This is a genomic window from Streptococcus sp. HMSC073A12, assembly GCF_001812815.1.
GTDB lineage: Bacteria > Bacillota > Bacilli > Lactobacillales > Streptococcaceae > Streptococcus > Streptococcus vaginalis.
Map to the genome: position 1 here is coordinate 40,436 of NZ_KV810527.1, position 22,071 is coordinate 62,506.

The 22,071-nt window shown below is 38.9% G+C and carries 20 protein-coding genes and 2 tRNA genes; 19 read left to right on the plus strand and 3 right to left on the minus strand.

Annotated elements, in window-relative coordinates:
- Positions 1 to 46 precede the first annotated feature (46 nt).
- The 6 genes from HMPREF2876_RS00965 to HMPREF2876_RS00990 all read left to right on the plus strand — a co-directional run bounded on the left by HMPREF2876_RS00965 (position 47) and on the right by HMPREF2876_RS00990 (position 6,897).
- Positions 47 to 892 carry an aldo/keto reductase gene (locus HMPREF2876_RS00965; protein ID WP_024052162.1) on the plus strand — a complete coding sequence of 282 codons (846 nt, stop codon included), beginning with the start codon at positions 47 to 49 and terminating at the stop codon, positions 890 to 892.
- A 547-nt stretch (positions 893 to 1,439) separates the two neighbouring features.
- A complete protein-coding gene (locus HMPREF2876_RS00970) occupies positions 1,440 to 2,192 on the plus strand; it encodes a DUF6261 family protein (RefSeq protein ID WP_024052161.1) in 753 nt (250 codons plus the stop codon).
- A 179-nt stretch (positions 2,193 to 2,371) separates the two neighbouring features.
- Positions 2,372 to 2,764, plus strand: a complete 393-nt coding sequence (locus HMPREF2876_RS00975) for a hypothetical protein (protein ID WP_070583953.1) — start codon at positions 2,372 to 2,374, stop codon at positions 2,762 to 2,764.
- A 904-nt stretch (positions 2,765 to 3,668) separates the two neighbouring features.
- A complete protein-coding gene (glyQ, locus tag HMPREF2876_RS00980; RefSeq protein WP_024052159.1) occupies positions 3,669 to 4,583 on the plus strand; it encodes a glycine--tRNA ligase subunit alpha in 915 nt (304 codons plus the stop codon).
- A gap of 2 nt (positions 4,584 to 4,585) precedes the next feature.
- On the plus strand, positions 4,586 to 6,625 hold the full coding sequence (gene glyS, locus HMPREF2876_RS00985; protein WP_070583955.1) for a glycine--tRNA ligase subunit beta: 2,040 nt from the start codon (positions 4,586 to 4,588) through the stop codon (positions 6,623 to 6,625).
- Positions 6,626 to 6,639: 14 nt separating this feature from the next.
- The gene (locus HMPREF2876_RS00990) at positions 6,640 to 6,897 is read left to right on the plus strand and encodes a DUF896 family protein (protein ID WP_003025937.1); all 258 of its coding nucleotides are present in this window, start codon (positions 6,640 to 6,642) and stop codon (positions 6,895 to 6,897) included.
- A gap of 49 nt (positions 6,898 to 6,946) precedes the next feature.
- On the opposite strand, the gene HMPREF2876_RS00995 is transcribed toward HMPREF2876_RS00990, so the two are convergent.
- The 3 genes from HMPREF2876_RS00995 to HMPREF2876_RS01005 form a co-directional block, all read right to left on the minus strand.
- Complete coding sequence (locus HMPREF2876_RS00995; RefSeq protein WP_003025935.1) at positions 6,947 to 7,612, minus strand: potassium channel family protein; 666 nt, start codon at positions 7,610 to 7,612, stop codon at positions 6,947 to 6,949.
- A gap of 11 nt (positions 7,613 to 7,623) precedes the next feature.
- Positions 7,624 to 8,979, minus strand: coding sequence for a TrkH family potassium uptake protein (locus HMPREF2876_RS01000; protein WP_024052157.1), 1,356 nt, complete (start codon positions 8,977 to 8,979; stop codon positions 7,624 to 7,626).
- A gap of 268 nt (positions 8,980 to 9,247) precedes the next feature.
- A complete protein-coding gene (locus HMPREF2876_RS01005; RefSeq protein ID WP_024051757.1) occupies positions 9,248 to 9,436 on the minus strand; it encodes a helix-turn-helix transcriptional regulator in 189 nt (62 codons plus the stop codon).
- A 149-nt stretch (positions 9,437 to 9,585) separates the two neighbouring features.
- On the opposite strand from HMPREF2876_RS01005, the gene rsmH reads away from it, so the two are divergent.
- From rsmH to HMPREF2876_RS01070, 13 genes are all read left to right on the plus strand, one after another.
- Positions 9,586 to 10,536 carry a 16S rRNA (cytosine(1402)-N(4))-methyltransferase RsmH gene (rsmH, locus tag HMPREF2876_RS01010; RefSeq protein WP_024052155.1) on the plus strand — a complete coding sequence of 317 codons (951 nt, stop codon included), beginning with the start codon at positions 9,586 to 9,588 and terminating at the stop codon, positions 10,534 to 10,536.
- A gap of 8 nt (positions 10,537 to 10,544) precedes the next feature.
- Positions 10,545 to 10,865 (plus strand): cell division protein FtsL, encoded by a 321-nt coding sequence (gene ftsL, locus HMPREF2876_RS01015; protein ID WP_024052154.1) that lies wholly within the window; start codon positions 10,545 to 10,547, stop codon positions 10,863 to 10,865.
- Positions 10,866 to 10,868: 3 nt separating this feature from the next.
- Complete coding sequence (gene pbp2X, locus HMPREF2876_RS01020; RefSeq protein ID WP_024052153.1) at positions 10,869 to 13,124, plus strand: penicillin-binding protein PBP2X; 2,256 nt, start codon at positions 10,869 to 10,871, stop codon at positions 13,122 to 13,124.
- Position 13,125: 1 nt separating this feature from the next.
- Positions 13,126 to 14,109 carry a phospho-N-acetylmuramoyl-pentapeptide-transferase gene (gene mraY, locus HMPREF2876_RS01025; protein WP_024052152.1) on the plus strand — a complete coding sequence of 328 codons (984 nt, stop codon included), beginning with the start codon at positions 13,126 to 13,128 and terminating at the stop codon, positions 14,107 to 14,109.
- 523 nt (positions 14,110 to 14,632) lie between these two features.
- On the plus strand, positions 14,633 to 16,591 hold the full coding sequence (locus tag HMPREF2876_RS01030) for a peptide ABC transporter substrate-binding protein (RefSeq protein WP_024052151.1): 1,959 nt from the start codon (positions 14,633 to 14,635) through the stop codon (positions 16,589 to 16,591).
- A gap of 199 nt (positions 16,592 to 16,790) precedes the next feature.
- Positions 16,791 to 16,876 (plus strand) — tRNA-Leu (locus tag HMPREF2876_RS01035).
- Between the two features lie 184 nt (positions 16,877 to 17,060).
- A complete protein-coding gene (locus tag HMPREF2876_RS01040) occupies positions 17,061 to 17,942 on the plus strand; it encodes a class II fructose-bisphosphate aldolase (protein WP_003025917.1) in 882 nt (293 codons plus the stop codon).
- 153 nt (positions 17,943 to 18,095) lie between these two features.
- Positions 18,096 to 18,168 (plus strand) — tRNA-Thr (locus HMPREF2876_RS01045).
- A 216-nt stretch (positions 18,169 to 18,384) separates the two neighbouring features.
- Positions 18,385 to 18,831, plus strand: a complete 447-nt coding sequence (locus HMPREF2876_RS01050) for a LytTR family DNA-binding domain-containing protein (protein WP_024052149.1) — start codon at positions 18,385 to 18,387, stop codon at positions 18,829 to 18,831.
- A 5-nt stretch (positions 18,832 to 18,836) separates the two neighbouring features.
- Entirely contained in the window at positions 18,837 to 19,499 is a 663-nt protein-coding gene (locus HMPREF2876_RS01055) for a LiaF transmembrane domain-containing protein (protein ID WP_024052148.1), read from the plus strand.
- A gap of 134 nt (positions 19,500 to 19,633) precedes the next feature.
- Complete coding sequence (gene rpmB / locus HMPREF2876_RS01060) at positions 19,634 to 19,822, plus strand: 50S ribosomal protein L28 (RefSeq protein ID WP_003025909.1); 189 nt, start codon at positions 19,634 to 19,636, stop codon at positions 19,820 to 19,822.
- 175 nt (positions 19,823 to 19,997) lie between these two features.
- Positions 19,998 to 20,363, plus strand: coding sequence for an Asp23/Gls24 family envelope stress response protein (locus HMPREF2876_RS01065; RefSeq protein ID WP_003025907.1), 366 nt, complete (start codon positions 19,998 to 20,000; stop codon positions 20,361 to 20,363).
- A 2-nt stretch (positions 20,364 to 20,365) separates the two neighbouring features.
- Positions 20,366 to 22,033, plus strand: a complete 1,668-nt coding sequence (locus HMPREF2876_RS01070; RefSeq protein ID WP_070583957.1) for a DAK2 domain-containing protein — start codon at positions 20,366 to 20,368, stop codon at positions 22,031 to 22,033.
- Positions 22,034 to 22,071 lie beyond the last annotated feature (38 nt).

The window sequence follows — 22,071 nt, forward strand, 5'->3', positions numbered from 1 at the left end:
GGGGTAGTTGACTGGGCTGCCTGCTTGCTTAATAAAGGAGACGGAGATGGAACGTTATCAATTAAACAATGGTGTAGAGATTCCGGTTTTGGGCTTTGGAACTTGGAAGGCTCAGGATGGTGAAGAGGCCTATCAGGCAGTGCTGACAGCACTTGAAGCAGGCTACCGGCACATTGATACTGCAGCTGTTTATAAGAATGAGGGAAGTGTGGGTCGTGCAATCAAAGACAATGGTATACCGCGGGAAAAGCTCTTTATTACGACCAAGCTCTGGAATGGTAATCATACTTATGAGGAGACTCAAGAAGCTTTTGCCCGCTCCTTAGAGCGTTTGGGGCTGGACTATCTGGACCTCTATCTTATCCACTGGCCCAATCCAAAACCTCTGCGGGAGCAGGAAGCTTGGAAGGAGCGCAATCGGGAGGTTTGGCGGGCTATGGAAGACCTCTATCGGGAGGGGAAAATCCGAGCTATCGGTGTCAGCAATTTCCTGCCTCACCACCTAGAGCCTCTGCTTGAGACAGCGCGTATTTTGCCCGCGGTCAATCAAATTCGTCTGGCGCCTGGTGTCTATCAGGCTGAAACAGTGGACTATTGTCGTAAGCATGATATTCTCCTAGAGGCTTGGGGTCCCTTCGGTCAAGGGGAACTTTTCCGCAATGAAGAAGTCAAGGCTGTGGCCGATAAATACGGCAAATCTGTCGCCCAAATCGCTCTGGCTTGGAGCCTGCAAGAGGGCTTCCTGCCCCTGCCCAAGTCGGTTACGCCTGAGCGAATCAAGAGCAATCTGGACTGCTTTGACATTACCCTCAGTCCAGCAGACCTAGAAGTGTTGAAAAACATTCAAGGTCTTGAAGGCGGCGCTCCAGATCCAGATAAGATGGATTTTTAGATGATGATTGACTGAAACTGTAATCAAAACTTTCTCTTCTGTGCGATAAAGAAATCAAAGGGCTGATTGAGGAGGTTATTGAGCTACTGGGAGTGGGAAGATAAGGAAGAAAAGAAGCAGTCAAGGCTTCAGTCAATATCATTTATCAACGTCCTACTCCAATCTAGGAGTCGAATCGTCTTCCTTACTAAAATTTGGAGGGAATCTAGCTTTCAGATAGTCCTATTTATGAAAATTTCCAAATAATCTATCCCTCGAATGACAGGATTTACTAAAATTGATTGGCATTCTATGTCTAGGATGACACTAATCACTAAAGTTTCTAGGTATTCTAAGTCTTGAATGATCGGATGATTCGTTTTTTATAGACAAATAGTCCCCGTCGGAAGGTTTACTAGCAATCAGATGGGGATTTTTGCTGCCTTTTTTCTTTGAAAAAGAGAAAAATGCCTTTTCGGAGCTTAAAAACAACATTTCAGAGTAGCCTTGCCAAAGATTTATCACCACATGCTATACTTGTTTTATCATATTTGAGGAAAGGATTATTATGACAAAAACCTACACCATTCGCCCCCTGCCTTACAGCAACTTTACTAACCGTGAGTTTGAGAGCTTGATGACGGACTCTCATCAGGTTCTTACTAGCTTTGCCAAGTCCTACAAGGATGAGGCTATGTATGATGAGCATCTTGAAGTCTTTGACAGTAAGCTGGAGCAATTCCAAGCCCAGTTGGCCAGCGTAGAAAATAAACAAACCTTGAGTCTAGCAGAAGTGGATAAGGAGCGGGACAGTGCCCTAGTCGGACTGTTTACCTTGCATAGGGGCTTTGCCAAAATCAAGGAGCCCAATCTCAAAGCTGCCCACGAAACCCTAACGTCAGTCCTTGCGAAGTATAAGGACATCACCAAGCATACCAACGATGTCGCAACTGCTGAAATCAAGAGTCTCCTCAAAACCCTCAAGGAGGAACCTTATGATGCAGCAGTGACTACCTTGGGTCTTCTGCCGATGCTTACCGCCGTGGCAACAGCTCAGGAAGACTATGACCGGGCAGAAACTCTGGCGCGTGCAGCCAAGTCCAGCAAAGAAGTCGGCAAAACCAAGCAGTTGCGTACCGAGCTCTCCCGTATCTATGACCTCTTTATGCGCTATACCGCAGCCTCCGCAGAAGCCTATCCCGAAAAACTCCACTTTGCTAAACTCCTCAAAGACCTCAACACCATCCGCGACAGCAAGCGCCGCCTATCCAGTCCAAGCAAGAAAGCAAAAACGGAACAAGTGGCAGAGATGGCAGGGTAAAGTTAATCCCTTAGAATGATTTCTAGGGGATTTTTGGTGGTTTCGTGGTTTTTTCTATCAAAAGAAACCTACACAAACTTGATGAAACTGCAGGTGAGTGAAAAATGGGAAGCGAATTATTATGAACGAAGAAAAATTATTGGGAAATATATCATTTATACTTTCTATTACAAGAAACGATGGAAGCAAAGCAAATTTTATATATAATAACTAATTTTACCGACGATTTTGATAATTCTGAGATATTCATACCACTTTTCCCGTTTTTATCATCAATTTGTTTAGGCTGGATTGAGAAGTTTCAAGAACAAGGAATCATTTTAGAATTACCAAACATCAGAGATGTAAACTTTGTAACCATGATGAAAAAAATTAGAATTGGCGTGAAGCTCTATTCTGATAATAAATTTGCAAAAGCTTGTAATAAGTTAAGTAATAGTGCGGTTGAAAGAAAGCGCCTATTAGAGTCGAACTATAATTTTTATCAAGAATTTTTTGTTTATTGCTTTGTGCAGCACGATTTGGGAGTTTTACTATTGATGATATTCCTTATGGAAACATTAGTCAAATGAGTATATATTTTGAGGTTAAATAAATTTACAACTATAGAAAAGTGAGAACAAGAAATAGAACCAATTTTTATTGATTATTCTCGTGATCTGTCTGCTTTTATCAATTCGGTCACTTCAAATTTTGAAAAAGATTTTAATTTAGATCCAGCAATGAAACTAGATATTTCAAGTTGTAAATTAAGACATATTGATAAGTTTTTAATGGATAACAGAAGGCAAGATATTTTACTAGGGAATCTGCCACTTGAAGTTCAATTACAGTTATTCAATATTCTATGTCAGAACAATTTTCTAAATAGCTTATTCCCGAAAGTATTCTAAAATAAAGGTAATATATTCTATCGTTCAAAAATCCAATCTTATCTAGTTAGCGTCAATTCTTTAGCAAAAATTCTAAGTAAATATTCCAAAAGTATTAATTCTGGTTTAGCAGAAAAAATACAAAGGACAAGGTAAAAAATAGATTTGAAAACTTTAGTGAAGAGTGCAAGAAAGAAAAATTAGACACTTTTGTTGACTTTTTTTGATACCCAATGTAAAATAAAATATTTTCCTTTTACAAATTTCCTATTTCTTGCTATAATGTTTTGTATGAAAGAAGTCTCATGCAATTACTTGCTAGCGAGTCTGGGATGGTGGAAGCCAGATAAGAGCTGAATGAAGATGGAGCTTTCGGTAAATTTTAGTCGTTGATGTTATCTTAAGGCTATATTAACAATGAAGTAATAAACTAGGGTGGAACCGCGTTTTGACGCCCCTATGCAAAGCTGTATAGGGTGTCGTATCGAGTGCAGTTCTGCTTTTTGTTTTGTTAGTCAAATTGATTCACTTGTTGAGACTAGTATATTCCTACTATAAGCTCAAGTTACAAGAATATTATAATAAAAAGAATGGAGTAAACATTATGCCGAAGAAGTTAACCTTCCAAGAAATTATTTTAACGTTGCAACAGTTTTGGAATGATCAGGGTTGTATGCTCATGCAGGCTTACGATAATGAAAAAGGTGCTGGTACGATGAGCCCCTACACTTTCTTACGGGCTATTGGACCTGAGCCATGGAATGCGGCTTATGTAGAGCCTTCACGTCGTCCAGCAGATGGACGATATGGTGAAAATCCGAATCGCCTTTACCAACATCATCAGTTTCAGGTTGTAATGAAACCAAGTCCTAGCAACATTCAAGAGTTGTATTTACAATCATTGGAATTGTTAGGAATTAACCCGCTAGAGCACGATGTTCGCTTTGTCGAAGACAACTGGGAAAATCCTTCAACTGGTTCTGCAGGTTTGGGTTGGGAAGTATGGCTTGACGGGATGGAGATTACACAGTTTACGTATTTCCAACAGGTCGGTGGTTTATCTACCAGTCCAGTTACATCTGAAGTTACCTATGGTTTAGAACGTTTGGCATCTTATATTCAAGAAGTGGATTCTGTTTATGATATTGAATGGGCAGATGGAGTTAAGTACGGCGAAATTTTCCGTCAGCCAGAATTTGAACATTCAAAATACAGTTTTGAAGTGAGCGACCAAGCCTTGCTTTTAGAAAATTTTGATCATTTTGAAGCAGAAGCAAAACGCTGCTTGGAATATAATCTTGTGCACCCTGCTTATGATTATGTATTGAAATGCTCTCATACTTTTAATTTATTGGATGCTCGCGGAGCTGTTTCGGTGACGGAGCGGGCAGGTTACATTGCTCGGATTCGCAATTTGGCACGTATTGTTGCTAAAACTTTTGTGGCAGAGCGCAGACGACTAGGCTATCCATTATTAGATGAAGCAACACGTGAGAAATTATTGGCTGAGGAGGAATAAAAATGACAAAGAATTTATTGGTTGAGTTAGGGCTGGAAGAAATGCCGGCCTATGTCGTAACACCAAGCATGAAGCAATTACGTGATAAAATGGCAGCCTTTTTAACAGACAATCGTTTAACTTTTGATAAGATTGAAATGTTTTCAACTCCTCGTCGCTTGGCTGTGCGCGTGTCCAATCTAAGTGAAAAGCAAACAGATTTAACAGAAGATTTTAAAGGACCAAGCAAGAAGATTGCTTTGGATGCAGAGGGAAATTTCACCAAAGCCGCGCAAGGTTTTGTTCGTGGAAAAGGCTTGACTGTTGAAGATATCACATTCCGTGAAGTCAAAGGCGAAGAATATGTCTATGTGACCAAGCAAGAAATCGGAAAACCTGTTGAAGAATTGATTGACGGAGTTGTTGATGTGCTGACTTCACTAAGCTTTCCGGTCAATATGCACTGGGGGAGCAATACATTTGAATATATCCGTCCCGTTCATACCCTAACTGTGTTGTTGGACGATGAGTCCTTTTTGATGAATTTGTTCGATATTGAAAGCGGACGGACAAGTCGGGGTCATCGTTTTCTCGGTCATGAAGTGAAGATTCAGTCTGCAGATTCTTATGAAGAAGATCTGCGCGAAGTTTTTGTCATTGCTAGTCCAATGGAACGAGAAAACATGATTTTGGATCAAATCAAAGAAATCGAGAAAATGCACAACGTTCATGTGGAGATTGACGAAGATTTGCTGGACGAAGTGCTGAATTTGATTGAATACCCAACCGCTTTTATCGGACGTTTTGACGAGCGTTACCTAGATGTACCTGAGGAAGTCCTTGTGACTTCCATGAAAGTCAATCAACGCTACTTTGTTGTTCGTAACGAAAATGGTAAGCTGCTTCCATATTTTGTATCGGTACGTAACGGAAATGCAGAACATCTCGAAAATGTGGTCAAAGGGAATCAGAAAGTGTTGGTAGCTCGTTTGGAAGATGCAGAATTTTTCTGGCGCGAAGACCAACGATTGGTTATTTCTGATTTGGTTGAAAAGTTGAAAAATGTGACCTTTCATGAAAAAATCGGCTCTCTAGCAGAGCACATGGAGCGAACAGCAAAGATCGCAGCTCTTTTAGCAGAAAAAGCACACTTATCTACTCAGGAAGTGAAAGATGTAACCCGTGCCGCATCTATTTACAAATTTGATTTATTGACCGGTATGGTTGGAGAATTTGATGAATTGCAAGGTATCATGGGAGAAAAATATGCTCTACTTGCAGGAGAAAACACAGCAGTAGCTAGAGCTATTCGAGAGCATTATTTACCAACTGCCAGTGACGGTGAATTGCCAGATACGAAAGTTGGTGCTATTTTAGCCATTGCAGACAAGATAGACACAATTCTTTCGTTCTTCTCTGTTGGACTCATTCCAAGCGGTTCAAATGACCCTTATGCTCTTCGTAGGGCAACACAAGGTGTTGTGCGCATTTTGGATAAATTTGGTTGGCATATTGCCTTAGATGAATTGATAGAACAGCTCTATGCGCTGCAGTTTGATAGTCTCACATATAGTAACAAAGAGCAGGTACTTGATTTCTTCCGTTCGCGTATTGAAAAAATGATGGATAATGATATTCCAAAAGATATCGTAACAGCTGTGCTCAACAGCTCGACGTTTGTTGTACGTGATTTGGTCGAGGTGGCGGCTCTTTTGGCAGAAAAAGCACAAGAAGATTCTTTCAAATCGTCGGTCGAAAGTTTAGCACGTGTCTTTAACTTGGCAGAAAAAGCAGAAACGGCTAGTGTTGTGGACGAGAGCCTCTTTGAAAATGCCGAAGAAAAAGCCCTTCATGCAGCAATAGAAAACTTAACGTTATCTGATGACTTAGCAGATAATATTGAGCAACTCTTCGCTTTAAGTCCAGTGATTGACGCTTTCTTTGACAATACTATGGTTATGGTTGAAGATGAAGCAATCCGAGCCAATCGTTTGGCACTCATATCTGCCTTAATGACGAAAGCCAAAAAAGTGGCACAATTTAACCAAATCAATACAAAATAATCCAAGGAGGGAAAATGGAACCAAAGAAAATCGAACGCATCAACGAACTTGCCAAAAAGAAAAAAACAGTTGGTCTAACGCCAGAAGAAAAAGTAGAGCAAGCTAAATTGCGTGAAGAATACATTGAAGGCTATCGTCGTAGCGTTCGCCACCACATTGAAGGGATTAAAATTGTGGATGAAGAGGGCAATGACATCACGCCAGAAAAACTTCGCCAAGTCCAACGTGAAAAAGGCTTACACGGTCGAAGTTTAGATGATCCAAATTCGTAATAAAGGCAGCAAAAATCGCCGAGAAACATTCTCGGCGATTTTTGCTAGGCTATTTTGTAATATCTTCAAAATGGTCAAATGTTTGACTGTCAATAACTGCCATCAACAATTCGTCCTTTTTAAAGGTATAGTCAGGTGATGTATCAATGTTGAGAACGCCGTCGGGCATTTCTCGAAAACCAATGATATTGAGGTTGTAGTTTTGACGAAGTTTTAATTGGGCTAAATTCTTACCAATCCAAGACTGAGGTGGATAAAATTCGATAATAGATACATTTTTATCTAGTTCAATGACGTCAGTCGTAGCTTGATGCAGGATATTTTTTGCAAGTGAAATTCCTGTTTCACGCTCAGGGGAGATACAGCGATCTGCTCCGACCTTTAGCAGCACTTCTCTGGTTGTTTTACTTTTCACCTTGGCAATTACTTTTTCAACGCCTAACGATTTGCAGTGCATAACAGCAAGGACACTCGATTCTAGATTGTCTCCAGTAGCGACCACGACCGTATCACAGGTATCAATTCCTGCAGCTTGCAGCAAATCGTGGTCTGTAATATCGCCGACCACGCCTCGTGCTAAAATGGGTTCAAAATGGTTGATGACATCTTCATGATCGTCAACAGCGATAATATCGCAGTTGTATTTACGGAGCGTGTTAATGATACTGCGACCAAAAACTCCTAGCCCCAGTATACCGATTGTTCGTTTATCCATAAGATTCCTTCCTATCCAATAATAATATTTGCATTGGCAAATTTAATTGTGTCTTTTTTCTTCGGTTTTCGATTGGAAAGACTGACAATTAAGGTCAATGGTCCGATACGTCCGATAAACATCAAAAACATAATCACCGTTAAGGCGGCATGATTTAAAGTAGGCGTTAGATTTGCCGTTACGCCTACCGTTCCAAGAGCGGACATGGCTTCAAACATTAAGTAAATAAAACGATGTCCGTTATCAGCGATCATAGTCAAAAAAGTCAAGCCAATGATAAAGGTTGTTGTAAAGACAATCAAGACACTAAAGGCTTTTTGAATGGTAGAGGGAGAAAACGTATGGTGTCCAAAATTAGTATGAGGCAAGCCAAGGATTTCCGTTCGGGCAAAGGCTAATACGACCAAAAAAGTAGTGATTTTCAGTCCCCCTGCCGTTCCTCCGGGAGCACCCCCTAGAAACATTTGAATGATGTAAAGGAGAAGTGTCACTGGGCGAGCTTGTGTATAGTCAATTGTTGCAAAGCCGGCCGTCCGCATGGTGACGGTTTGAAAGAAGCTGACTAAAAGTTTCTTTTCAAAGGGAAGTCGACCAATAGTAGCTGTATTTTGATATTCTGTCAGAAATGTCAAGCAGGTTCCACTGATTAAGATGAAAGCTGTTAAAGCAAGAACCAATTTTGTGTGAAAGCGTAATTTCCGCTTGTGTCCTTTTGTCTGGATATTTGTTTTTAAGTCAAACCAAACTGAAAAACCCAAGCCTCCCATGATAATCAAGGCAGCAATGGTCAAATTGACCAAGGCATCTGTTTTATAAGCTAGCAAGCTAGTGCTTCCTAAGTTGTCAAATCCAGCATTACAAAATGCAGAGATAGCAAGGAAAATGGAGGTTAGAAGTCCTTTTCCCCATCCTAAAAGGGGGACAAAGCGAAAACTGAGGATAAATGATCCAAGAGCTTCAATGCTGAAAGTAATGAGAAAAATGGAGCGAAGAAAGTCGCGAATAGAATTTGTCTCATCTCGACTAAGACTTTCCTGTAAAGTAGTACGATTGGAAAAACTGAGTTTCTGATTGGAGCGGACATAAATCAGCCCAATAAAGCTAATCAGCCCCAATCCGCCAATCTGAATGAGGAGCATACAGATAATCTGTCCCCAAACATTGTAAGTATCTGCAACAGACTGCGTAAAAAGCCCCGTCACACAAACCATTGAAACTGATGTAAAGAGGTGGTCAAAATAATTAGCTTTAGAAGTTGCTGTCTGCATAAAAGGCAGATTTAAAAGAAGAGAGCCCACCACAATTACAAGGGCAAAGCTCAATAAAATGCGCCTAGCAGGAGATAATCTTGATAAAAAACGTGACATTCGTATCTTCCTTCATAGAATAATGACTTTATTTTACCACAAAGCAGCTTAAAAGACGAGAAGGAAGGCGTAAGAAGTCTAGCCCTTCTTTAAAAGTTTTCGACCGAAAAATATGCAACCAGCAATCACTGCCACATCTATCCAGAACAAGATTGGATCTGTTAAGATGAAGAAAAAATAGAGACACACAACGAGGAGAATTACTAAGAGAGCTAGGATAATTTTTTTGTATTGTTGAAGTTTCATTTGAATGTAGCCTTTCTATTTTTTACTTATTCCAAAAAAGTGTGTTTAGGTCTGTCTTTAAAGCTAGTGCTAGATTAATGCAAAGTTCTAGCGTGGGATTATATTTGTTGTTTTCAATCATGTTAATTGTCTGCCGCGAAACGCCAATTTGTTTGACAAGGCCTAGTTGCGAGAGTCCTAGATTTTTTCGGAAATCTTTCACGTGATTCATGTATTTCTCCTTATCCTAGTGTCAAATATAAGTGACTTTTGTCCTTTTATTATAAATATACTTGTGAAATATATCAAATATAATTGCCAAAAAACTTTACATGATTCTAAAATTCTTTTTTTAAATCTTTGTGGTATAATAGTAAAGATATGACAAATGAATTTCATCATGTAACAGTTCTTCTGCACGAAACCATTGATCAACTTGATATAAAACCAAATGGAGTCTATGTTGATGCAACATTAGGTGGAGCAGGACATAGTGAATATTTATTGAGTAAATTAGGAAAAAACGGTCATCTATATGCTTTTGATCAAGATCAGACTGCTATTGAGCATGCTCAAAAACGCTTAGCACCCTATGTGGCGCGAGGAATGGTGACTTTTATCAATGACAATTTTCGTCATTTAAAGGCTCGTTTGAATGAGCTAGGTGTTGAAGAAATTGATGGTATTTGTTATGATTTAGGAGTTTCGAGTCCGCAACTTGATGAGCGTGAGCGTGGCTTTTCCTATAAACAAGATGCTCCGCTTGATATGCGAATGAATCGTGAGGCAAAGCTAACAGCTTATGAAGTAGTTAATCAATATAGCTATCATGATTTAGTGCGGATTTTTTTTAAGTATGGGGAAGATAAGTTTTCAAAACAAATTGCTCGTAAAATTGAGCAAATGCGTGAAAAGAAACTGATTGAGACTACTACGGAGTTGGCAGAGATTATTAAATCTGCTAAGCCTGCCAAGGAATTAAAGAAAAAAGGTCACCCAGCTAAACAGATTTTTCAAGCCATTCGTATTGAGGTCAATGATGAGTTGGGAGCGGCAGACGAGTCCATTCAACAGGCGATGGATTTGTTAGCGGTTGATGGGCGGATTTCTGTGATTACTTTTCATTCGTTAGAAGACCGCTTGACCAAGCAACTTTTTAAAGAGGCATCAACAGTGGATGTGCCGAAAGGCTTACCATTTATTCCAGAGGATTTACAACCTAAAATGAAATTGGTTACTCGAAAACCTATTTTACCAAGTAAAGAAGAACTAGATAACAATAATCGCGCGCATTCAGCCAAGCTGCGTGTAGCGCAAAAAGTACATAAGTGAGGATTGAGATGGCAAATAATAGACCAAGAACGACTAGCCAGCTACTTCAGGCGCGTATTCAAAGATTTTCTCGTGTTGAAAAGGCATTTTATGGAGCTATAGTGTTGACGGCAGTTATCTTAGCGACAAGCGTTGTCTTTATGCAAACAAAATTATTGCAGGTGCAACGTGATTTAACGACTGTCAATTCAAAAATTGAGGCAAAGCGCACAGAGCTAGATGATGCTAAACAAGAAGTAAACGAATTGATTCGTAGTGAACGTTTGTCAAAATTAGCAAGTTCACAGGAAATGACTCAGAATAATGAAAATATCAGAACGGCGGAGTAGAGCATGAATGGACTCAGAAGACGAATTTTAAACCATGCTTTGAAAAATCGTAGGAATCCTGGTTACAACCGTAGACGAGTAGGGAAAAATCTAAGCGTTTTGACGGTTTTTGTCTTTTTTGTTTTCCTAATCAATTTTGCAATTATCATTGGAACGGGAAAGAAGTTTGGCGTGAATTTAGCTGAACAGGCAAGTCAAGTGCATCAAATCACAAAGATCGTCCCAGCTAAACGTGGAACCATTTATGACCGTAATGGTTTGCCAATAGCTGAAGACGCGACTTCCTATAATGTTTATGCAGTTATTGATAAAAGTTATAAGTCAGCAACAGGAGAAATTCTCTATGTAGAAGAATCTCAATACGATAAGGTAGCTGATGTATTTAACAAGTATCTTGGTATGGACAAGGACTACGTCAAAAAACAACTATCTCGAAAAAAATTACAACAAGTTTCGTTTGGTGCTCAAGGAAATGGTATCAGTTATAGTAATATGAATACCATTCGTGAGGAATTGAAAAAAGCGAAAGTAAAGGGAGTTGATTTCACAACTAGTCCAAATAGAAGCTATAACAATGGGAATTTTGCTTCTGTTTTTGTTGGATTGGCTCAGTTACAAGAAAATAAAGATGGTAGTAAAACACTTGTTGGAACAACAGGTTTAGAAGCTGCTTTAAACAAGACGTTAGCTGGAACAAATGGTGTCATCACCTATGAAAAAGATAAAAACGGAAATATAGTACCGGGATCAGACAAGGTTTCAAGGCAAACACAAGATGGAAAAGATGTTTATACAACCTTATCTTCGGATTTACAGTCTTTCCTTGAAACGCGGATGAATGCTTTTGTGGAAAAAGCTAAGGGAACTTATGCCAGTGCCACATTAGTCAGTGCAAAAACTGGAGAAATCCTTGCAACGACGCAGCGTCCAAGTTTTGATGCTGATACAAAGCAAGATTTGACAAAAGACTTTGCTTGGTCTAGTGCTCTCTATCAAAATCAGTATGAACCTGGCTCAACGATGAAGGTTATGACACTAGCTGCAGCTATAGACAATAACACTTTCCCAGAAAATGAAACGTATAATAATAGTGGTTTACAAATTGCGGATGTAACGATTCGAGACTGGAATGTCAACATGGGACTTTCTGAAGGACAGACATTAACCTATGCTCAAGGCTTTGCTCTTTCTAGTAATGTGGGAATGGCTTCTCTTGAGAAAAAAATGGGTGACGAAAAATGGCTAGACTATCTTAGCAAGTTTAAATTTGGTCTACCCACACGCTTTGGAATGAATTATGAAGATTACGGTGGTCTTCCGGCAGATAATATCGTTACTTATGCAATGAGTGCTTTTGGTCAAGGAATTTCGGTTACTCAGATACAAATGTTACGTGCTTTTTCTTCCATCGCTAATGACGGTGTAATGGTTGAACCAAAATTCATCAGTGCAATTTATGATTCCAAAAGTGGGAGTGCGCGTAAGGCTTCTACAGAAATTGTCGGGCACCCTGTTTCCAAAGATGCTGCTAAGTCAACGAGAGACCATATGGTGACTGTCGGTACAGATCCTATTTACGGAACCTTATATAGCAAGGCAGAAGGTCCGATTATCAAAGTGCCTAATCAAAATGTGGCAGTTAAATCCGGTACAGCACAAATTGCCGGAGAAAATGGTAGTGGTTATCTGACAGGGGCAAATGATTACATCTATTCTGTTGTGGCAATGACACCAGCAGAAAATCCTGATTTTATCATGTATGTAACTCTGAAACAGCCCTCAGAATCTTTCCAACCAATCTTCTGGAAAGAAGTTGTCAATCCGGTGCTAGAAGAAGCTGCAGCGATGAAGGATACTTTGAACTTGACGACGCAAACCCCTATTCTAAAGTCGGTTTCAAAAGAAATGGCTTATAAAATGCCCTCTACTAAAAATACCAGCCCTGGTGATTTAGCAGATGAGTTACGACGCAATCTTGTACAACCTATTATCCTAGGTACTAGTAAAAATATTAAGAGAGTGTCTGTAAAAACAGGTGAGGCATTGAAATCCAATCAGCAAATTCTTGTCTTAACAGATGACTTTACTGAAATGCCGGATATGTACGGTTGGACCAAGAAAAATGTTGAAACATTCGGTGAATGGTTAGGCATAAAAGTGCATGTTAAGGGCAAAGGCTCTAAAGTCGTTGCCCAAAGTGTTAAAACCAACGCATCACTCAAGAAAATAAAAGAAATAACAATTACATTAGGAGATTAGCATGTTACAAGCTATCGTTGCAGGTGTTGTAACCTTTATTCTAACTCTGGTTGGAATACCTGCTTTTATTCGTTTTTATCATAAAGCCCATATTTCTGGGCAACAAATGCACGAGGATGTGAAGCAACACCAAGCAAAAGCGGGAACTCCAACCATGGGTGGGACTGTTTTCTTGCTAGCTTCCGTTTTGTCCGGTTTTGTGATTGCGCTTATATCAAGAGAACTCTCAAGCGCTGCCTTGATGATATTGTTTATTCTTGTTTTGTACGGCATTGTTGGTTTCTTAGACGACTTTTTAAAAGTTTTTCGCAAAATAAATGAAGGTTTAAATCCCAAGCAGAAACTAGCTCTTCAAATTATCGGTGGTATTGTTTTTTACTTCTTCTTTGACACCCACGGTGGAGGCGATTTGCTTAATGTTTTTGGTTTCCCACTTCATTTAGGTTATCTTTATATCGCTTTTGCCCTCTTTTGGTTGGTTGGTTTTTCCAATGCAGTCAATTTGACAGATGGCATTGATGGATTAGCCAGCATTTCTGTTACAATCAGTTTGACAGCTTATGCAGTTATTGCGGTGGTTCAGCATCGTTTTGATATTTTAATTGTCATTTTGAGTATGATTGGCGGTCTGCTTGCCTTCTTCATTTTCAATCATAAACCAGCTAAAATTTTTATGGGTGATGTAGGGAGCTTAGCACTTGGTGGTATGTTAGCAGCCATTTCGATGGCGCTTCATCAAGAATGGACGCTGCTCATCATTGGAATTGTCTATGTCTTTGAAACAACTTCGGTTATGATGCAGGTTTCTTATTTCAAATTGACCGGCGGCAAACGTATTTTTCGGATGACACCAGTTCATCACCATTTTGAACTGGGAGGTCTATCAGGGCATGGTAAAGCTTGGAGTGAATGGAAGGTCGATTTCTTTTTCTGGGGAATTGGTCTTGTAGCTAGCTTACTAACACTTGCAATTTTATATTTATAAGAGAAACGAGGTGGGGACAATATTATTTCTGCCTCGCTTTTTTGTGACGAAAACTTCGTCCCTACCTCACTAGTCTTCTAGATTGCTGAATAACCCCCCTCTGAGAGAGGAGGTTAGAAACTAAAAAATGCAAATTTTATCTCTGGATGTCTCTTTTTTTGTTTTAAATAGCAGAAAATCCGAAAAATATATTAAAAAATCATGATTTTTCTTGTACTTATACGAAAAAAGTGTATAATAGGTTCAATATTTAGTTGAAGGAGGGGAGTAGTTGCTATCTTCATAAAGTAGAATGGCTTATTTTTTAGTTTTAAAAGAATGTTTATTCAATTTGAGCAAAAGGATAAAATTTGTTATTTTTGTTTTTTATGTATTTTGAGGCTTGTTTTAATCATATTATGCAGCAAATAACTATTATTTTAAATAAATAATATTTTCTGTCAAAAGATAGCTCTTTACTTTTTGAAAATATTTCGGCATAATATTCAATGTAACAAGATGTGACATTAGAGGAGGTTTATCTATGAAATCATCAAAATGGATTATTGCAACAGGAGTTGTGCTAAGCGCTGGAATCCTATTATCAGGTTGTGGCAAGTCAGCTTCTAGCACATCAACTTATTCATACGTGTATACACAAGATCCAGACACGCTAAATTATCTGATGGCGAATCGTGCGACAACTTCAGATGTTGTGACTAACTTAGTTGATGGATTATTGGAAAATGACCAGTACGGAAATTTAGTTCCGGCGCTTGCTAAGTCATGGACAGTCTCCAAAGATGGCTTGACATATACGTATAAATTACATAAAGATGCTAAATGGTACACATCAGAAGGTGAAGAGTACGCAAGTGTAAAAGCGCAAGACTTTGTAACTGGCTTGAAATACGCCGCAGATAATAAATCAGAAGCCCTTTACCTCGTTCAAGATTCTGTCAAAGGTTTAGATGCTTACATCAAGGGTGAAACGAAAGATTTTTCAACGGTTGGAGTAAAAGCTCTAGATGACTATACAGTACAGTATACACTCAGCCGTGCAGAGACTTATTGGAATTCAAAAACGACCAATAATATCCTCTTCCCAGTTAATGCAGATTTCTTGAAATCACAAGGAAAAAAATTTGGTTCTGTAAAACCAACCAGCATTCTATACAATGGTCCTTATCTATTGAAGTCTCTGACAGCCAAGTCTTCTATGGAATTTGCTAAAAATCCTCATTACTATGATAAAAAGAATGTTCATTTGGATAACATTAAATTGACATATTATGACGGCTCTGACCAAGAAGCCCTTATCCGTAACTTCACAGATGGTGCCTATAGTGCAGCTCGTCTTTATCCAAATAGCTCTAGTTTTGCTTCTGTTAAGAAACAATATGCTAACAATATCATCTATAGTTTGCAAGATGCGACCAGCTACTATTATAACTTTAATTTAAATCGTCAGTCCTATAACCATACATCGAAGAAAACAGATGCTCAAAAGGCTGCGACCCAAGAAGCGGTGCTAAATAAAGCTTTCCGTCAAGCTATCAATTTTGCCTATAATCGTACTTCTTATGGTGCACAAAGTAATGGGAAAGACGGAGCGACAAAGGTATTGCGGAACACACTCGTGCCACCAACATTTGTTTCTATCGGTGATAAAACGTTTGGTGATGTTGTGTCTTCTAAGCTGGTAAACTATGGCTCAGAATGGTCAAACATGAATTTGGCCGATGCACAAGATGCTTATTACAATCCAGAAAAAGCTAAAGCAAAGTTTGCTCAAGCTAAAGCAGAACTGCAAGCAAAGGGTGTTCAGTTTCCTATCCACTTAGATGTACCAGCTGATCAGACAAGTAAAATTGGTGTTCAATGGGAAAGTTCCATGAAACAATCTGTTGAGTCTGTCTTAGGCACAGAAAATGTTGTCATTGATATTCAACAAATGAGTTCAGATGAATTAAATAATATCAGTTATTTTGCTAATACAGCTGCTCAAAAGGACTATGATTTGTATAATGGTGGTTGGTCTGGTGACTATCAAGACCCATCTACTTATCTAGATACTTTGAATATAAAAAATGGTGGTAGTTTACAAAACTTTGGTCTGGAACCAGGTCAAGAAAATGATAAGATCAAGGCAGTTGGACTGGACACATATACAGAGATGCTAGCAGAAGCAAATGCTGAAACCAACGAAGCTACACGCTATGAAAAATATGCCGAGGCGCAAGCATGGTTAATTGATAGTGGCTTGACAATGCCAAACCTCTCTCTTGGAGGAACACCATCTGTGACGAAAACAGTTCCATTTAGCCGTTCTTATTCATTAGTTGGAATCAAAGGTGCTTCAAGCAGTTATTTCAAATATGTCAAACTGCAAGACAAAATTGTAACAACAAAAGAATACGAAAGTGCTAAAAAGAAATGGCTAAAAGAAAAAGAAACCTCTAATAAAAAAGCGCAAGATGACTACGAAAATCATGTGAAATAAAACAAATGTAAGAAACTTCTATGAACGATAAGCTTCGTAGGAGTTTCTTTTTGTTGTTCCTATCTAAAGAACCTATATTGAAGAAGTCTCAAATAAGAGTTGGCTTTAGAGAGTGATTTTAAGTGCTGACAGATACATTTTTTCAAAAAAATTCTTGACAAGGAGTTTCTATTCTGTTATACTAATAAGGTACCCAATCGCGGGGATGGCGGAATTGGCAGACGCGCAGGACTAAGGATCCTGTGACCGCTTTAGGTCGTGAGGGTTCAAGTCCCTCTCTCCGCATCAGGTAAGCTGGCTTCGGCCGGTTTTTTTGTTTCATTATTTTTGAAATGTGAGGAAAGAAAAACAGTTTTATAAGAGAAAGCGCTTAAAAGATTAGGAAATGCTGGTATTTTTTCCTAAAAAGTGATAAAATAAACAATGTAAATGGGAAAACCCATAAAAATAAATAGGAGGCCTAATACTAATGGCAATCGTTTCAGCAGAAAAATTTGTCCAAGCAGCTCGTGACAATGGTTATGCAGTTGGTGGATTTAATACAAACAACCTTGAGTGGACTCAAGCTATCTTGCGTGCAGCAGAAGCTAAAAAAGCTCCAGTTCTTATCCAAACTTCTATGGGTGCTGCTAAATATATGGGTGGTTACAAAGTATGTAAACTTCTCATCGAAAACCTTGTAGAATCAATGGGAATTACTGTACCAGTTGCTATTCATCTTGACCATGGTCATTATGAAGATGCACTTGAATGTATCAAAGTTGGTTACACTTCAGTTATGTTTGATGGTTCTCATCTTCCAGTTGAAGAAAATCTTGAAAAAGCTCGCAAAGTTGTTGAATTTGCGCATGCAAATGGCGTGTCAGTAGAAGCTGAAGTTGGTACAATCGGTGGTGAAGAAGATGGTATCATCGGTGATGGTGAATTGGCTCCAATCGAAGATGCAAAAGCAATGGTTGAAACTGGAATTGACTTCCTTGCAGCAGGTATTGGTAACATTCATGGACCATACCCAGCTAACTGGAAAGGTCTTCACCTTGACCACTTGCAAAAATTGACAGAAGCTGTTCCTGGATTCCCAATCGTACTTCACGGTGGTTCAGGTATTCCTGACGACCAAATCCAAGCAGCTATCAAATTGGGTGTTGCTAAGGTAAATGTAAACACTGAATGTCAAATTGCATTTGCAAAAGCTACTCGTAAATTCGTTGCTGAATACGAAGCAAACGAAGCAGAATACGATAAGAAGAAACTCTTTGACCCACGTAAATTCTTGAAACCAGGTTTCGAAGCAATTACAGAAGCTGTTGAAGAACGTATTGACGTATTTGGTTCAGAAGGTAAAGCTTAATCGCTTACTAAATAAACAAGAAAATCTCGCCTTGTGCGGGATTTTTGTTTTTCTTTGAGTTATTTGATTGAATGTAGTGTGGGATTTATTATTTTTTCTTTTCCTCTTGACAAATCAAATTTGCATGCTAGAATAGATTTATACGTTTATTTCGCCGATTTAGCTCAGTTGGTAGAGCAACGCACTCGTAACGCGTAGGTCGTAGGTTCAAGCCCTATAATCGGCATTATTGAAGGTCTTCATTGAATTGAAGGCTTTTTTTGTTATTTATAAAGTGTTGTTGCGTAAAAAGGTGCTAGAATCTGGTCAACTTATGAAAAAGCAAGGAAGTTATTCAGATTTCACGACCATTTGCGTCTCGAAATGAACCACTTACTGAAAACCGCTTGAATTTCACGAACCAATTGTTATAATAAAATAAAGAAAAACGAGGGGAGCGTTTATGAAAATTCGAGTTGAGCTAGATTCTAATCTGGAAGAAGCAGAAATTGTCATTAAGGCACCTCGCTTTGATGAACAGATAGAGCGCATTCAGCGTTCTCTGGAAGAAGTTGCTAAGCCGTCTATTCTTTTTTACAAAGATACGAGCGAATATTATGTTGATTTAGCAGATATTCTCTTTTTTGAGACAGAGGGAAATAAGATTTTTGCGCATGCTCGAAATAATGCTTATGAAGTCAAACTGAAATTGTATGAGCTGGAAGAATGCTTGCCGCGGTATTTCTGCCGTATTTCTAAGTCAACGATTACGAACATTAAAGCAATTTATTCATTAGAGAAGTCTTTTTCAGGGACCAGCAGTATTCGCTTTTATGATACCCATAAGCAAGTGCATGTGTTTCGGCATTATTTTCAATTCTTAAAAGAAAAATTAAGTGAAATGAGGTAAATATTATGAGAAAAACATTGTTTGGAGTGGGGCTTTTGGTATTGGCAGGTTGGGTGCTACTACAAGGAAATTTTGGTATTCCAGTTATGGATTTCAATTTTTGGCCCATTCTCGTGGTGCTGGGCTTCGCTTACTTTGCGATTGAAAATTTTTGGAGAGGAAATTTATCTGGTGGGGTTATTTTAGCCATTATTTCCTTAATCGTTGCAAATAGTAGCTATCACTTTTTGCCAATCTCATCTGGAACGATTTTTTTAGCAGGGATTCTGGCTTCTATTGGTATTGGCTTAATTTTCAAACCAAAACGGATTTGGGGTGTTTATCGTGGTTCAAATGCTCATCGCACTATAAATGGGGATATTAATTTTGGAAGTGGTACGCGCTACATCAATTCGGAAGATTTTACCTATGAAACGCTAGATTGTACCTTTGGTAATGCCACAGTTTATTTTGACAATGCCACGATAAAAGGCGATTCCGCTACCTTTGATGTTGATGTATCTTTTGGGAATGCAACGTTATATGTGCCTAGTAATTGGCGTGTGGAGTTGGATGTAGACAATGCTTTCGGCACAGTTACCAATCCCCGTAACATCAATGAGAAAGACAAGACCCTCTATGTAAAGGGAGATGTATCTTTCGGTCGTTTGGGAATTATCTATATTTAAGACTGATGGATTGGGCTGTCTTGGCTAAATTTTGAAATATAGAGAAAATAGTCTTGCAAAATCTTAAAAATTGTGATAAAATTTTACGGTATGTGGTATAAAGCCCGTGAAACTAATCAGGAGGACAAGTATAAATGGCAAAAGTATGTTACTTTACAGGTCGTAAAACTGTATCAGGAAACAACCGCTCTCACGCAATGAACCAAACAAAACGTACTGTGAAACCAAATCTTCAAAAGGTGACAATCTTAGTTGATGGTAAACCTAAGAAAGTTTGGGCTTCAGCACGTGCCCTTAAATCAGGCAAAGTTGAACGCGTTTAATTTATGAAGAATCGGACCTCTGGGGTCCCTTTTCTTTTTGTACAAGAAAATAGATTTTTTAGGACAAGGAAACCCCCAAACATTGACTGAATACTTTCTAATTATGTACTCTCTCTTTTACAGTCCGCGTAAAATATGGTAAAATAAACTATAAAATACTTTTGAGGTAGAAACTATGACTGTAAAAATCAATACAAAAGATGGTCAAATCGAACTGACAGATGATGTCATTGCGACAATTGTTGGTGGGGCAGCAACTGAAATTTTTGGTGTTGTTGGAATGGCCAGTAAAAATGCCATTAAAGATAATTTCCAAGCTTTATTAGGCAAAGAAAATTATGCGAAAGGCGTTGTAGTAAAAACAACGGAAGAAGGTAGCATTGCTGTTGATGTTTATACAGTTTTGAGCTATGGTACCAAGATTAGTGAAGTGTCTAAAAATATTCAAGAGCGTGTGAAATTCAGTCTTGAAAATCAGCTTGGAATTACTGCTGAAACAGTAAATGTCTATATCCAAAATATTAAAGTTGTAGGAGAATAATCGTGTCAAATATTACTACTAGTTTATTTCAAGAAATGGTGCAGTCTGCATCTACTCGTTTGAATAAACAGGCTGAATATGTCAATTCTTTAAATGTTTTTCCTGTGCCAGACGGTGACACAGGTACCAATATGGGAATGACCATTGAAAATGGTGCAAAGGAAGTTGCGGACAAATCTGCTTCTACTGTTGGTGAAGTGGCTGGAATTTTTGCAAAAGGTCTCTTAATGGGTGCGCGTGGGAATTCGGGTGTTATCACGTCTCAGCTTTTCCGCGGCTTCTCTCAAAGTGTGAAAGAGAAGGAAGAATTAACGGGACAAGATTTAGCCCTTGCTTTTCAGTCTGGAGTGGAAGTAGCCTACAAAGCTGTGATGAAGCCGGTTGAGGGAACGATTTTGACCGTTTCTCGCGGAGCTGCAATTGGTGCCAAGAAAAAAGCAGAAGAGACAGATGATGCTGTTGAGGTCATGAAAGCAGCTCTTGATAGTGCTAAGGTGGCTCTTGCTAAAACACCAGACATGTTGCCAGTCTTAAAAGAAGTCGGTGTTGTGGACTCTGGTGGTCAAGGTCTTGTTTTCATTTATGAAGGCTTTTTGTCAGCATTGACAGGCGAATACATTGCGTCTGAAGAATTTCAAGCAACGCCTGCAACTATGACAGAAATGATCAATGCAGAACACCATAAGTCAGTAGCTAGTCATGTGGCAACAGAAGACATCAAATATGGTTATTGTACGGAAATCATGGTAGCCTTGAAAAAAGGTCCAACGTATGTTAAAGAATTTGACTATGATGAATTTCGCAACTACTTGAATGAACTGGGCGACTCACTTCTTGTCGTAAATGATGATGAAATCGTAAAAGTTCATGTTCACACGGAAGACCCAGGTTTGGTCATGCAAGAAGGCTTGAAATACGGAAGTCTTGTCAAGGTCAAAGTAGATAATATGCGCAATCAACACGAAGCGCAGGTTGAAAAAGAAGAGCGTGAAAATAGCCAGCCAACAGAAGAAGAAGAATATGCAATCATTGCTGTCGTTGCAGGAGAAGGATTGTCAGACATCTTTAAAGCGCAAGGTGTGGACTACATCATCTCTGGCGGGCAAACGATGAATCCTTCAACAGAAGATTTCATCAAGGCAGTTGAACATGTGAATGCTCGTCATATCATTATCCTGCCAAACAACAAGAATATCTTCATGGCGGCGCAATCAGCGGCTGAAGTGATTGAACAATCTGCTGCAGTGATTGAAACAAGAACAATTCCGCAAGGTTTGACTAGTTTGTTAGCTTTTGACCCAAGCAAATCTATTGAGGAAAATCATGATCGGATGACTGCTGCACTTGCAGATGTTGTCAGTGGTAGTGTGACGACAGCTGTCCGTGATACAACGATTGACGGTCTTGAAATTCATGAAAATGATAATTTAGGTATGGTAGACGGAAAAATTGTTGTTTCCAATCCAGATATGCTGACGACATTGAATGAAACGTTCAGTAAAATGTTAGATATGGATAGTGAAATTGTGACGATTTACATCGGTGAAGATGGAAGTGAAGACTTGGCCAATGAATTAGCGCAAGACATTACTGAAAAATTTGAAGATGTAGAAGTAGAAATTCACAATGGCGGACAGCCAGTTTATCCATATCTCTTTAGTGTTGAATAAATAGAATAACTGATGAAAAGGACGACTTGAGAGAGTCG